Below are 12,806 nucleotides of genomic sequence, written 5' to 3'. Positions count from 1 at the left end.
GCCGCCCGCCTGCGGGGTGCCGGCATGGGTCTGCCAGTTGCCGACGCCATTCTCGTCGACGCGCAGATGGACCACGGGGGCGGCGAGGATGAAGCGCTGCACGTCGACCCGGCCCTGCAGCAGCGGCATGGCCGCCACCACCGCCTCAAGCTTGCCGACCTGGAGCAGCGGCGTGTCGCCCTCGCCCAGCCGGATCCGCTCGGCCACCAGGCGCGGCGTGGGGATCAGCGCCAGGGACATATCACCCTCGATCGCGAAGGGGCGGCCGGTCGCGTCCCTGATCGCGTCCGACACCTTCGCGACCAGCCAGTCACGCGGCACCAGGAAGGGCGCCGCCAGCACCGCCACGACCAGCACGGCGAGGATGGCCACGATGATGGTGACGATGCGCATCAACGCACTCCCTTCCCGCCCTTGCCGACCCAGGCGCCGCCATGGCGGAGCAGCTTCACGGTGAGTGTCGGCAGGGCCAGCCCGGCCAGATTCGACGGCGCCGCCCAGACACCCTCGGGCGGCGCGTCCTCGATCCTACCACGCAGGAGCCGCACCGACAGGTCCAGGTGGGTGAACAGGTGGCGCACCGTGCCGGGCAGCATCTGCCATTCCCCACCCACCGGTGCTGCCGCCCGGATCTCGGCGCTGTCGGGCGGCTCCGGCAGCCAGTCGGTGGAGGGCAGCTCCATCATGCCTGCCAGCAGCCCCTGGTCCGGGCGGCGGCGGAACAGGATGGCGCCGTCCGGCCGCTCCAGGAGAAAGCCCACGGCGTGGCGCTCCTGGCGGGGCTTCGCATCCGCACGGCCCGGAAACCGCTCGGGCTCGCCCGAGGCATGGGCGGCACAGGCACCGCGCCAGGGGCAGACCAGGCAGCCCGGTGCCCGCGGCAGACACACCAGCGCACCCAGCTCCATGAGCGCCTGGGCGACGTCGCCCGGACGCTCGGCCAGGGCCAGCGTGTCGGCCGCTTCCTGCAGGCGCCGGGCGGCCCTGACCGGCGGCAGCTCCAGCGCTATTAGCCGGCCGACCACCCGCGCGACATTGGCGTCCACCGGCACGACCGGCCGCTCGAACGCGATCGCGGCCACTGCCCTGGCCGTATAAGGACCCAGCCCCGGCAGCCCCAGCAGGGCCTCCAGCTCGTCCGGCACCCGCCCGCCATGGCGGGCCACCATCGCTTCCGCGCAGGCCTTCAGCGCGCGCGCCCGGCGGTAGTAGCCCAGGCCCTGCCAGGCATGGAGCACCTCGTCCATCTCTGCCGCAGCCAGGGCCGCCGCCGTCGGGAAGCGGTGGAGGAACTCGGCAAAGCGGCCCTTCACCGTCGCGACCGTGGTCTGCTGCAGCATGATCTCGCTGACCAGCACCGCCCAGGGATCGGCCCGCTCGCCCGGCAGGGCGCGCCAGGGCAGGCGGCGGCGCGTCCGGTCGTACCAGGCGAGCAGGTCGGCCACGGGAGCCAGGGGTGGGGCCAGGGCTGGAGAGGCTCGATCCAAGCGGTATTGCTCTTGTGCTTTTTTCGGTAGCCGTCGCTGTGGCATGCTCCATCCCGGCGGGCCAGGACGATATGCTCGCCGGAGCGAAATTGGGCGTCGTGCCCGAAATGTCGAGCGGAGCGGCGGTGCAGGTGACCCGGAGCCACAGGCTGGGGGAGTTCGTCGAGGCGGTGATCGCCCCGGCTGCGCGCCGGCGCGGCCTGGCGGCGACCACGCTCATCCGCGACTGGCCGCTGGTGGTGGGCGAGCGGCTGGCGGCGCGCTGCCAGCCGGTGCGGGTGAGCTTCGCGCCGGGCCGGCAGAGCGGCGGCACGCTCGTGCTGCACGCGGCCGCCTCGGCGGCACTCGACCTCCAGTTCTCCGAGCGGCAGGTGGTGGAGCGTGTCAACGCCCATTACGGTTATCCGGCCGTGGCGCGCCTGCGGATCGTGCAGGCACCCCCGCTTCGCCCGCCGCCGCCGCGTCGCCGCCGTCCCGCCCGACCCGATGACGCCGAAGTCGCCCGGCTGAGCGGGGCCACCGCCGAGATCGCCGACCCGGAGCTGGCGGCGGCACTGCTGCGGCTGGGCTGTGCCATCGCGGTCGCCGAACGGACAGGAGCCATTGGAACCGGAACCGGGGCCAAGGAGACGGGAAGATGAGTCGGGCTGTGCTGGCGCTGCTGGCGCTGGTGGCCCTTGCGGCCTGTGCTGGCCAGCCCGCCCCCCGGGTCGCCGCCACGGCCGCCCCTTCGGTGCCGGCGGCGGAGCTGGCGCGCGCACGCGCCCTGGCCGACGACGGCGAGCGCGACCAGGCGCTAGCCGTCTATGCCGCGCTCGCCAGCTCGGGCGACCCGCTGGTGCTCTACGAATATGCCAGGGTGCTGGAGGACGGGCCGGAAGCGACGCCCGGCGACCGCCAGCGCGCCCTCGACCTCTATCGCCAAGCCTCCACGCAGAACCTGATCGACGCGCAGCTGCGCCTGGCCAACCTGCTCTATCTGGGCGAGGGCGGGGTGCCGCGGAACCTGGTAGAGGCGGCGCGCTACTACGACCAGGCGCACAAGCTGATCGAGCCGCGTGCCGATGAAGGGGATGCCCAGGCCCAGGAATGGATGGGCGACCTCTACCGCGAGGGCCGCGGCGTGCCACAGAACGGCGACTTCGCGGTCTACTGGTACACCCAGTCGGCCCAGGCCGGCCGGGTCAGCAGCTATGTCAAGCTCGCCCGGATGTTCGAGCGGGGCGAGGCGGGCGTGGCCGTCGATGTCGAGCAGGCGCTGCGCTATTACGAGCTGGCCGGGCAGAACGACGATGCCCAGTCCCTGTTCAACATCGCCAAGCGTTATGCCGACGGCGACGGGGTGACCGTGGACAAGGTCCGCGCCGTGGAGCTGTTCGAGCGGGCCGCCCGCCTGGGCGACAGCCGCGCTTATGCCCGCCTGGGCGACCTTTATTCCGACACTTCCGCCTGGCCCACTGAGCCGGCGCAGGCGGCCGTCTGGTACGAGCGCGCCGCCGCCGTCGGCGACGAGAAGTCCATGTACAAGCTGGCTGACCTGCATGACCGGGGCCGGCTGGGTGCCCGCGACGCGGTCTCCGCCTATCGCTGGTACCTCCTGGCGGCGCGCAACGGCCATCCCAAGGCGCCCGAGCGACTCGACCGCCTGACCAACGTGCTGAGCCCCACCCAGCGCGAGCAGGCGCAGGTCGCTGCCGACCAATGGGCGCAACAGCTTCAGCCGGAAGCGCCGCCCAGCACGTGAACCGCTCGTCTTGTGCTCGCGCGCCGGTTATGGAATGGCCGGTGCCCGCGCGCAGGTCAGGCCCATCGCCCCAAGCTAGGAGAAGTCATGTCGGATCGTCGCTCGCTGCTCCTTGCCGCTGTCGCCGCCTGTTGCCTCGTGGGGACGGGGCCGGCGTTGGCCGAGACGGCTCAGGAATTCGTCATCGGCTCGCCCGACGCACCGGTCACCATGGTCGAGTACGCCTCGCTCACCTGCCCGCACTGCGCGTCCTTCCACAACGAGACCCTGCCCGAGCTGAAGAAGAAGTATATCGACACCGGCAAGGTGCGGCTGGTCTTCCGCGACTTCCCGCTGGACCAGACGGCGCTGGAGGCCTCGATCCTGGCGCATTGCGCTGGCCAGGAGCGCGGGCCTTTGTTCCTGTCGGCCTTCTTCCAGAACCAGGATCGCTGGGCGGTGGCCGATGACCCCTCCGCAGCACTGCGCCAGCTCGCCAAGCTCGGGGGCTTGAGCGACCAGCGGATCGACGCCTGCCTCGCTGACAAGGAACTCGGCGATTCGATCCTGCAGATGCGGCTGGAGGGCGAGCAGCAGCACTCGATCCAGTCCACCCCGAGCTTCCTGATCAACGACCAGCTCCATGCCGGCAATCTCGGCGTCGACGGCTTCTCCGAGATCCTGGATCCCCTGGTGAACTGACGAGGGGCGGGCGTTGCGCCTCACCCGGATCGTCATCCACGGCTTCAAGTCGTTCGCCGACCGGGTCGAGCTGACGCTGGAACCGGGGCTGACCGGCATCGTCGGGCCGAACGGCTGCGGCAAGTCGAACATCGTCGACGCGCTCCGCTGGGTGAGCGGCGAGGCCTCGGCGCGCGGCGTGCGCGGCGACGACATGGACGACGTGATCTTCGCCGGGACCGGCAGCCGGCCCGCGCGCGAGCTCGCCGACGTCATGGTCGTGGTGGAGGGCGACCTCACCGACTACTCGCGCCACGCCACGGACGGCCAGGCCGAGGTGCGCCGCACCATCACCCGCGGCAGCGGCTCGACCTTCCGCATCGCCGGCCGCGAGGTTCGGGCGCGTGACGTGCAGCGCCTGTTCCAGGACGCCGGTGCCGGTGCGCGCGGCACGGCCATCGTGGCGCAGGGCCAGGTCCAGGCGGTCACCGAGGCCAAGCCCGAGGACCGGCGGCGTTTCCTTGAGGAAGCGGCCGGGGTGGGCGGGCTGCAGAGCCGCAAGCGCGAGGCAGAGAGCAAGCTCCTGCAGACCGAGGGCAACCTCGCCCGGATCGCCGACTTGATCGGCGCGCTGCAAACCCGGATGGAGCAGCTCTCCCGCCAGGCGGCCCAGGCCGAGCGCTACCGGAAGGTGGCCAAGGAACTGCGCGAGGCCGAAGCCGAGCTTGCCGCCGCCCGCTTGCTGGATGCCCGCCAGCGTTTTCAGGCCGCGGCCACCGCTGCCCGGGACGCGGACCGGCTGGCCGACCAGGCCGAGCAGGCGCGGCAGGCGGAAATCACGCGGCTGCAGACCGCCGAAACCGCGGCCGGCACGGCGCGTGATGCCCTGGCCCGGCTGGTGCCGCGCCATGCGGCGCTGATTGAGCGGGTGGCGGCGCGCAGGAGCGAGGCGGACCGGGCGGCTGTCGAGGCCGCGGAGCTGGCGGCGCGCCGCGATGCCGCCCTGGCCGAGCGCGCGCAGGCGGAGCAGCGTATCGAGGCGCTGGCCGAGGAACGGCGGTCCCTGGCCGCGGAGGCCGAGGCGGCAGCGGCGCAGTCGGCGCAGCGCACCGCCGAGCAGCCGGAGCTGGAAGCTGCCGCCGCGGCGGCCAGCCATCACCGCACCCGGCTGGAAGCGGATGCGCTGACCGCACGCGAGCATCGCTTCGAGGCCGAGGCCAAGGTCGCCCGGCTGCGCGAGACGCTGGAGGGCCTGGTCCGGGCTGATGCCGGTCTGCAGGCGGCCATCGAGACCGAGCGTGCCCGGCTGGACCGGCTGGTGCCGCCCGAGACGGATCCCGAATCCCTGAAGCTCGCCAGCCAGGCGGCGAATCTGGCTGCCGAGCTGGCGGCAGCCGAGGCTAGGCAGCCTGCTGCCGCCGAGCGGCTGGCCGCCGCGGAAGCGGCCCTGGCCGGCCTGCGGGCCGAGCGGCAGGCGGTGGCGGCGGCGCTGCCCGCCCTGGAGCGGCGCCAGGGGGAGATCGAGGAGCAGCATCGCCGCCTCCAGCGCCGGCTGGCCGCCCTGGCCGAGCGCCGGTCCGCGCTCGACCGGCAGCGCCGGGAGCACGGCGACGGGGTGGCAAAGCTCGGTGCCCGCCCGGAAGCCGAAGTGAATAGCAGTGCCGAGGCGGTGACCGCCGCCCGGACCGCTCTCGCTCTGGCCGAGCAGGAGCTGGCGGAGGCACGCAACGCGCTCACGGCCGCCGAAGCCGAGCATGCGGCTAGGCTCGCAGCCGCCAGCGCCGCCGCCAGCGGCCTGGCACGACTGGAGCAGGAGCGGCAGGAGCTGGCCAAGGTCCTGCCACCGGTCCGGGCCGACGAGGTGATCGCCGCGATCGCGGTGGCCGAGGAACAGGCCGCGGCCCTGGCGGCGGCATTGGGCGAGGGGCTGACCGCCTCCCTGGACCCGCAGGCGCCGCGCCACTGGGTGGCGGGGCGGGCCGCACCTGTCGAGTCGCCGGCGGAGCTGGCCCACCTGCCGCGGCTGGCCGATCTGGCGCGTGTGCCGGACGCCCTGGCGCGTGCCCTCGCCCCCGTCTGGCTGGCCCCACCGGACGAAGCGGCGCGGCTGCAGTGCTGCCTGCCGGATGGCGGGGCGCTGGTAAGTCCGGATGGCGGCCTGTGGCGCTGGGACGGCTATGTCCGCCTGCCGGGTGCCAGGGATGCGGCGGCGCTGTTGCTGGCCCAGCGCGACCGGCTGGAGCGGCTGACCCGCCAGCTGGATGCCGACCGGCCGGTGGCTGCGGCGCTGCGGGCGGAGCACCAGGCCGCGGAGGCGGCCCGGCAGGCCGCGCGCCAGGCGGTGGCGGGCCGCGAGCAGGCGCTGGGCCGCGCGCGCCAGGACCTGGATGCTGCCGAACGGGCCGCCCGGACGGCACTTGCCGCCGACCAGGCTTGGCAGCACCGCCAGGTCCAGCTCGACGAGTTGCTGGGGCGGATCGAGGCTGCCGCCTCCGCCCTGCAGGGGGACGAGGCCGAGATGGAGGCCGAGCGGGCGGCTGCGGTCGACCCGCGGGAAGGGCAGGCGGAGCTGGCCCAGCTGCGGCAGCGTTCGACTGAACTGACCCAGGCGGTCGCCCAGGCCGAGCGGGAGCAGGCCCTGGCTCGCCAGGAAGGCGAGCGGCTGGCCGCGGCCATCGTCCGGCTGCGCGAGGAAAGTGCCAGCCTTGCTGGCCGAATGCGTCTGGCGGAGACGGCCTTCCAGGAGCAGCGGGCCGCGATCCTTGCCGAGCGGGCGACGGCGGAAGCGGCCCTCGCCCGTCACGGGCAGGAACAGGCGGACGCTGCCTCGCGCCGGTCGGTCTGCCAGCAGGAGCTGGCCGCGGCCGAGGCGGAGCTGAGCCATGCACGGGCAGCGGCGAAGGATGCCGAGCAGGCGCTGGCCAGTGCCCGCGAGGCGGCGGCCCAGGCCGAGCGGCGCTTGGCGGAGGCCGGCACCGAACTGCGGCTCCTGGCGGAACGTGCCGCCCATCGCCAGGAGCGGCTGGGCCGGCTGGAGGCAGAGGCGGCGCGCCTCGACGCTGCCATCGCCGACGCCGCGCAACTGGCCACGGAACTGGCCGGGCGCACCGCGCGGGCCACGGCGGAAGCCGGCCGCCTCAAAGGGGAAGCGCGGGCGCTGGTCCAGGCGGAAGCCGAAGAGGCGGAGGCGGCGGACGCGGCGCGAACCACGGCGGCCAGGGCCGAGGCAGCACTGGCCGAGCGGCGCGAGGCGCTGGCGGTGGCCGAGCAGGCCGAGCGCCAGGCTGCGCTCGCGGCCGCCGAGACCCGGACCGCACGCCAGGCGGCGCAGGCGGCCCTGGCGGCACTGAAGGAGGAACTGGCCGAGCGTTTCCCCGACCAGGCCCTGCCGGAGCCTGAGCCTGGCACCCTCTCCGGTTCGCTGCCGGAGCTCGAGGAGCGCGCCCGCCGGCTGCGCACCAGCCGCGACCGGATGGGTGCGGTCAACCTGCTGGCAGCGGAGGAGGCCGAGGCAGCGCGCGCGGAGTTCGAGCGCCTATCGGCCGAGCGGGCCGAGCTGGAGGAGGCGGCCGCCCGGCTGCTCAAGGCGGTGCGCTCCCTGGATGGCGAGGCGCGCCAGCGCCTGCTCGACCAGTTCGCCGTGGTGGAGCGCCATTTCGCCGAGCTGTTCACCCGCCTGTTCAACGGCGGCGGCGCCCGGCTGACCCTGACCGACCCGACCGACCCGCTGAAGGGTGGCCTGGAGCTGGAAGCGAGCCCGCCCGGCAAGAGGCTCACCAGCCTGTCCCTGATGTCGGGCGGCGAGAAGGCGCTGACCGCGCTCTGCCTGATCTTCGCCTTCTTCCTAGCTCATCCCTCGCCGCTCTGCGTGCTGGACGAGGTCGATGCGCCGCTGGACGATGCCAATGTCGGCCGGCTGGTGGACCTGGTCCAGGAGATCGCGGCGCGGACCGGCACCCGCTTCCTGGTCGTCACCCACCATGCCCTGACCATGGCCCGGATGGACCGGCTCTACGGCGTTACCATGATCGAGCGCGGCGTCAGCCGGCTGGTGTCGGTCGAACTCGGCCGCGCCCTGGAGATGCGGCGGACGGCCTGACCGGCCGGCGCCTGATTTTCTGCCCTGCCTCCACAGAATCGTCCAAAAGAGCCAGCCTGTCGCGGTCACGCCTGCTTGACCTGTGTCGCCCGCCGAGTAGGTTGCCGCTCGCCTCGGGTCGGACCGAACGGGCGTCGTCCGTTCGCGTGCGTCCCTGTGGTATGGGATGGATGGCAGACGACGACCACGACCGCGCCTTCGCCGACCTGGACCAGCGCATCCGTGCTGCGCGGGACCAGCGGGAAGCCGTGGGCAAGGGGAACGGAGCCGACCGGAACCAGCCCAAGCTCAACTTCGGCACCGGGCTCACCGTCGGGATCGAGCTCGTCGTCGGCGTGGTGGCGGGGGTAGGTCTCGGTCTGGCGCTGGACAGCTGGCTCGGCACGCGCCCGATCCTGACCATTCTGTTGTTCCTGCTCGGCACCGCGGCCGGCATGCTCAACGCCTGGCGCCACCTGGTGCGGATCGGCATGATCGATCCGCATGGCGGCAAGGGGGACGGGCAGGGTCGCGGTCCGGGCTGACAAACCGGACGAGGGCGATCCAGTGGCCGACCCGCTTCATCAATTCGTCATCAACCCGCTCGTGCCGATCAACGTGGCGGGCCTGGACCTGTCCTTCACGCAGTCGTCCTTGTGGATGATGATCTCGGTGGGTGCTGCCTACGGCCTCGTCATGCTCGGCACCCGGCATGCCGCCCTGATCCCAGGCCGGCTCCAGTCGGTAGTCGAGCTCGCCTACGAATTCATAGCCGGGCTGATCAAGGACAATGCTGGCCGGGAGGGCATGCGCTACTTCCCGGCGATCTTCACGCTGTTCATGTTCATCCTGTTCGGCAACATGCTGGGCCTCGTGCCCATGGCCTTCACCTTCACCAGCCACATCATCGTGACCTTCGCCATGGCGATCACGGTGTTCGTGCTGATCACGGCGCTGGGCTTCGCCATCCATGGCGCCCATTTCGCCCACTTCTTCGTGCCCGCCGGCGCGCCGAAGGCGATGATCCCGCTGCTCGTGCCGATCGAGATCATCTCCTACTGCGTGCGCCCCATCAGCCTGTCGGTCCGGTTGTTCGTCAACATGATGGCCGGCCACATGATGCTGAAGGTCTTCGCGGGCTTCGTCACGGCGCTCGGCGTGTTCGGCTTTGCCCCGCTCGCGGTGACCGTGGCACTGCTCGGTTTCGAGGTCGTGGTGGCCTTCCTGCAGGCCTACATCTTCACGGTCCTCACCTGCATCTACCTGCACGACGCGATCCACATGCACTGATTGGGCCGTAGGTTCGCCAGGCCCCCATGCGGACGTGAAGTGACGGTGGACAATGGCGCATGTCCGCGCCGCTTCTTGGAGTGAGTTTTATGGAAGTCGAAGCAGCAAAGATGATCGGTGCCGGCATCGCGACCTTCGCGCTGTTCGGGGTCGGTCTGGGCATCGGCAACATCTTCTCGACCCTGATCTCGACCGTGGGCCGCAACCCCTCGGTGCAGCAGCGGGTCTTCCCCTATGCGATCATCGGGTTCGCGCTGGTCGAGGCGGTGGCGCTGTTCGCGCTGCTGATCGCCTTCCTGATCCTGTTCACCTGATCTTCCGTGGCCGGGCGGCGGACCTCCCCTGGGGGAGGCCGACCGCCCGGACATTCTCTGGATGTCTTCGGGAGAACGGGGCCGATGCAGCGTCTGTTGCGTTCAATGATCACGAGCCTGCCGGCCCTGGTGCTGGCGGCCCCGGTGTTCGCCCAGGCCGCGGATGAGGTCCACGAGACCTCGGCCGGCCTGCCGCAGCTGGATCCCTCAAGCTTTCCCAGCCAGATCTTTTGGCTGGCGGTGAGCTTCCTGCTCCTGTTCTGGCTGTTCAGGACCAAGGCCCTGCCGCGGGTCGGCGAGGTGCTGGAATCCCGCCAGGACCGGATCGCCGCCGACCTCGACCGCGCCACCAAGCTGCGCGAGGAGGCCGAGGCGGCGCTGGTGCGCTACCAGAAGGTGGTGGCCGACGCGCAGGCCAAGGCCAGCGGCCAGATTGCGGCCACCCGCGAGCGGCTGATCGCGGAGAACACCGCGCGGCAGGCCGAGCTAGACGCCGATCTGGCGGCCAAGGTCGAGGCTGCGGAGCAGCGGATCCAGGCGGCGCGCGACGCGGCACTGGCCGAACTGCACAGCGTGGCCGTCGAGGTCGCCCAGGCCGCCACGCAGCGCCTGATCGGCCGCGAGGTCCCGCGCGCGGCCGCCGAAGCGGCGCTGGCCGCGGTGACGAAGGAGGCCGCGTGAGATGATCGAGTATTTCTGGCTGCTGATCTCGCTCATCATCCTGGCGCTGGTGCTCTGGAAGCCGGTCAAGGAACAGCTGATCGGCGCGCTCGACCGTCGTGCCGATCAGATTCGGCGCGAACTGGACGAGGCGCAGCGCCTGCGCGAGGAAGCCCAGGCCCTGCTCGCCAGGCATCAGCGCCAGCTCCATGACGGCGAAGGGCTGGCCGCCAGCATCCTTCAGCATGGCGCCGAGGAGAATGTGCGGGTCGAGAAGCAGCTCCGGGCCGACCTGACTGCCTCGATCGAGCGGCGTACCCGCGCCGCCGAGGAGCGGATCGCCCAGGAGGAGGCCAGTGCGGTCGCCGAGATCCGCGGCAAGGCCGCCGACCTCGCGATTCGCACCACCCGTCGCCTGCTCGCCGAGCAGCTCGATCCGGCCAAGGAGCAGGACCTGATCAGCTCCGCTATCAAGGACGTGCGCCAGAAGCTCGCCTGAGCGACCGGCCTCTCGTCCGGCAGCGGGTCCCGCGGGTCTTTTTTGCCCGCGGGACCCGTTCCATTTGATGGCGAGCACAACGGGGTGAGGTTGCAGGCATGAACGAGCGGGGCTGGTATCCACCGTCGGCGGACGACATCGTGCGGCTGGGCCAGGAGATCCTGGCGGACCTGCCCGAGCCGTTCCGCACCCCGTTGCGCGACGTCCCGGTGGTGGTGCAGGAACTGGCCGAGGACGAGGTGGTCAAGGACCTGGGGCTGGACAATCCCTACGACCTCACCGGCCTTTATGCCGGCATCCCGGTGGGCCTGCACGAGGCCCGCGAGAGCGGTGCCCAGCCCGACATGATCTTCCTGTTCCGCCAGGCGATCCTGGCCGAGTGGTGCGAGACCGACGTCGACTTCAACGACCTGGTGCGCAACGTCCTGATCCACGAGATCGCGCATCATTTCGGCTGGAGCGACGAGGACATCGAGCGGGTCGAGTTCGGCTGACGCCTCACTCGGCGGCGGTTACCTCGGGCGCGCGATAGAACAGGTGGGCGCCGATCGTCGCGGTCCGAACGAACTCGTCCGCCCAGTCCGGATGCACCGTGTCCAGGTGGAAGTTCACCGCACCATCGGTCGGATCGTCGATCTGCTGGTTCAGGGCACGGCGGGCGATCTCGACCGCCTGTGCATAGGCCTGCGGCTCCTCGACGTCATCCGGGCGGCCGTCGCACCACCAGGAGAACTGGCAGGTGGCATTCTCCCGCCCGTCGGTCACCACGGCGCACACGGTCTTGGGGAAGGCGGGATCGGCCAAGCGGTTCATCACCACCGCGGCCACCGCGGTCATGCCGGCCTCGCCCTCGCCCTTGGCTTCCCAGTAGATGGTGCGCGCCAGGCAGGTCAGTGGGTCGTCGAGCGGCTTGGAGCCGGCCGGATCGACCGCCTCGGCCTCGGCCGAGGTGATCTTGTCCTCAGGTGCCGCCGGAACCGGAGCCGGCTGGTCCGCGACCTTCTCCTCCAGCACCACCGCCTTGGCCTCGGCGGCCGCCGCCTGCTCCTCCTGCGCTCCCGCCACCGGCGCCGACAGCACTGCCGCCAGCATCACGAGCAACCCCGACTGCCCGAACCGCATCTTCCGACCCCCGCTTCCACAAGGCGTGGGTGGACAACCTGCGACAAGCTGTCCAGTTCCGAGCGGCGGCTTCTGGCCGAGCCCGGGTCAGCCAGCACCCGTCAGTATGCCGTGGAAGCGGCCCAGGAACTGCCTGAGCCGCGCAGTGGCCGGCTGCTCGAACACCTCGGCCGGGGCGCCCGCCTGGGCCACCACCCCGCCATCCATGAACACCACATGGTCGGCGACCTGGCGCACGAACAGCATCTCGTGGCTGACCAGCAGCATGGTCATGCCGCTCTTCGCCAGGTCCTGCATCACCGCCAGCACCTCGGCGACCAGTTCCGGGTCGAGGGCGGAGGTGACCTCGTCGAACAGGAGCAGCCGGGGCTCCATCGCGACCGCGCGCGCGATCGCGACCCGCTGCTGCTGGCCGCCGGAAAGCTGGTAGGGATAATGGTCGCGCCGGTCGGCCAGCCCCACCCGGTCCAGCCAGTGCCGAGCGATCTCCTGGGCCTCGGCCTTGGGCTTGCCGCGCACCTTGGTGAGGCCCAGCATGACGTTCTGCTCCGCACTCATGTGCGGGAACAGGTTGAAGCTCTGGAACACCATGCCGATCCGGGCGCGCTGGGCAGACACCTGCGCCTCGCTCAGGCGCCGGCGCTCCCGGTTCTCGACCCGATAGCCGATCTGCTCGCCGTCCAGCCGGATCTCGCCGCGCTCGTACTCCTCCAGGAGGTTGATGCAGCGCAGGAAGGTGGTCTTGCCCGAACCGGACGCGCCAATCAGCGCCACCACCTGGCCCTGGCGGACGTCCAGGTCGATGCCCTTGAGGATCTCGAGGTCGCCGAAGCTCTTGGTCACCCCGCGCGCTTGCAGGAGCAGTGCGGCCTTGCTTGTCGCCATGATGACCTCAGTAGCGGAAATGGGCGTAGCGGCGCTCGAGCTTCGCACCGAGCTGCGAGATGGTGAA

At 71.6% G+C, this 12,806-nt stretch carries 14 protein-coding genes; 10 read left to right on the top strand and 4 right to left on the bottom strand.

Going from position 1 to position 12,806, the window contains the following annotated elements; translation table 11 throughout:
* Positions 1 to 393, bottom strand: a 393-nt coding sequence (locus EQG76_RS05355) for an AsmA family protein (RefSeq protein ID WP_159711280.1), incomplete at its 3' end; no start/stop codon positions are given.
* Positions 393 to 1,445: an A/G-specific adenine glycosylase gene (locus tag EQG76_RS05350; protein ID WP_235031213.1), complete on the bottom strand. Its 1,053-nt coding sequence runs from the start codon at positions 1,443 to 1,445 to the stop codon at positions 393 to 395. The genes EQG76_RS05350 and EQG76_RS05355, both read right to left, overlap by 1 nt.
* Positions 1,446 to 1,618: 173 nt before the next feature.
* On the opposite strand from EQG76_RS05350, the gene EQG76_RS05345 reads away from it, so the two are divergent.
* The 10 genes from EQG76_RS05345 (at position 1,619) to EQG76_RS05300 (ending at position 11,226) form a co-directional block, all read left to right on the top strand.
* On the top strand, positions 1,619 to 2,128 hold the full coding sequence (locus tag EQG76_RS05345; RefSeq protein ID WP_159711276.1) for a DUF721 domain-containing protein: 510 nt from the start codon (positions 1,619 to 1,621) through the stop codon (positions 2,126 to 2,128).
* On the top strand, positions 2,125 to 3,231 hold the full coding sequence (locus tag EQG76_RS05340) for a tetratricopeptide repeat protein (protein ID WP_159711274.1): 1,107 nt from the start codon (positions 2,125 to 2,127) through the stop codon (positions 3,229 to 3,231). The genes EQG76_RS05345 and EQG76_RS05340 overlap by 4 nt, the downstream gene beginning before the upstream one ends.
* An 87-nt stretch (positions 3,232 to 3,318) precedes the next feature.
* Entirely contained in the window at positions 3,319 to 3,912 is a 594-nt protein-coding gene (locus tag EQG76_RS05335; RefSeq protein ID WP_159711272.1) for a DsbA family protein, read from the top strand.
* 13 nt (positions 3,913 to 3,925) lie between these two features.
* Positions 3,926 to 7,990, top strand: a complete 4,065-nt coding sequence (locus tag EQG76_RS05330) for an AAA family ATPase (RefSeq protein WP_159711270.1) — start codon at positions 3,926 to 3,928, stop codon at positions 7,988 to 7,990.
* A gap of 170 nt (positions 7,991 to 8,160) precedes the next feature.
* Positions 8,161 to 8,514 carry an AtpZ/AtpI family protein gene (locus tag EQG76_RS05325; protein WP_159711268.1) on the top strand — a complete coding sequence of 118 codons (354 nt, stop codon included), beginning with the start codon at positions 8,161 to 8,163 and terminating at the stop codon, positions 8,512 to 8,514.
* Positions 8,515 to 8,536: 22 nt separating this feature from the next.
* Positions 8,537 to 9,259 (top strand): F0F1 ATP synthase subunit A, encoded by a 723-nt coding sequence (locus EQG76_RS05320; RefSeq protein WP_200840572.1) that lies wholly within the window; start codon positions 8,537 to 8,539, stop codon positions 9,257 to 9,259.
* 89 nt (positions 9,260 to 9,348) lie between these two features.
* Positions 9,349 to 9,573: an ATP synthase subunit C family protein gene (locus EQG76_RS05315; RefSeq protein ID WP_159711264.1), complete on the top strand. Its 225-nt coding sequence runs from the start codon at positions 9,349 to 9,351 to the stop codon at positions 9,571 to 9,573.
* A gap of 84 nt (positions 9,574 to 9,657) precedes the next feature.
* Positions 9,658 to 10,254, top strand: a complete 597-nt coding sequence (locus EQG76_RS05310; RefSeq protein WP_159711262.1) for a F0F1 ATP synthase subunit B family protein — start codon at positions 9,658 to 9,660, stop codon at positions 10,252 to 10,254.
* A 1-nt stretch (position 10,255) separates the two neighbouring features.
* A complete protein-coding gene (locus tag EQG76_RS05305) occupies positions 10,256 to 10,732 on the top strand; it encodes a F0F1 ATP synthase subunit B family protein (protein ID WP_159711260.1) in 477 nt (158 codons plus the stop codon).
* A 98-nt stretch (positions 10,733 to 10,830) separates the two neighbouring features.
* Positions 10,831 to 11,226 (top strand): metallopeptidase family protein, encoded by a 396-nt coding sequence (locus EQG76_RS05300; RefSeq protein ID WP_159711258.1) that lies wholly within the window; start codon positions 10,831 to 10,833, stop codon positions 11,224 to 11,226.
* Between the two features lie 4 nt (positions 11,227 to 11,230).
* Here EQG76_RS05300 and EQG76_RS05295 read toward each other — a convergent pair whose 3' ends face one another.
* Together EQG76_RS05295 and EQG76_RS05290 are read right to left on the bottom strand one after the other, a co-directional pair.
* The gene (locus EQG76_RS05295; protein ID WP_200840571.1) at positions 11,231 to 11,824 is read right to left on the bottom strand and encodes a cell wall hydrolase; all 594 of its coding nucleotides are present in this window, start codon (positions 11,822 to 11,824) and stop codon (positions 11,231 to 11,233) included.
* 117 nt (positions 11,825 to 11,941) lie between these two features.
* Positions 11,942 to 12,739 (bottom strand): amino acid ABC transporter ATP-binding protein, encoded by a 798-nt coding sequence (locus EQG76_RS05290; protein ID WP_159711254.1) that lies wholly within the window; start codon positions 12,737 to 12,739, stop codon positions 11,942 to 11,944.
* Positions 12,740 to 12,806: the final 67 nt, after the last annotated feature.

The sequence above is a fragment of the Geminicoccus flavidas genome, from assembly GCF_009806515.1.
GTDB classification, from domain to species: domain Bacteria; phylum Pseudomonadota; class Alphaproteobacteria; order Geminicoccales; family Geminicoccaceae; genus Geminicoccus; species Geminicoccus flavidus.
Note: the sequence above shows the minus strand (reverse complement) of the source record. Positions and strands in the feature narration are given on the sequence as shown.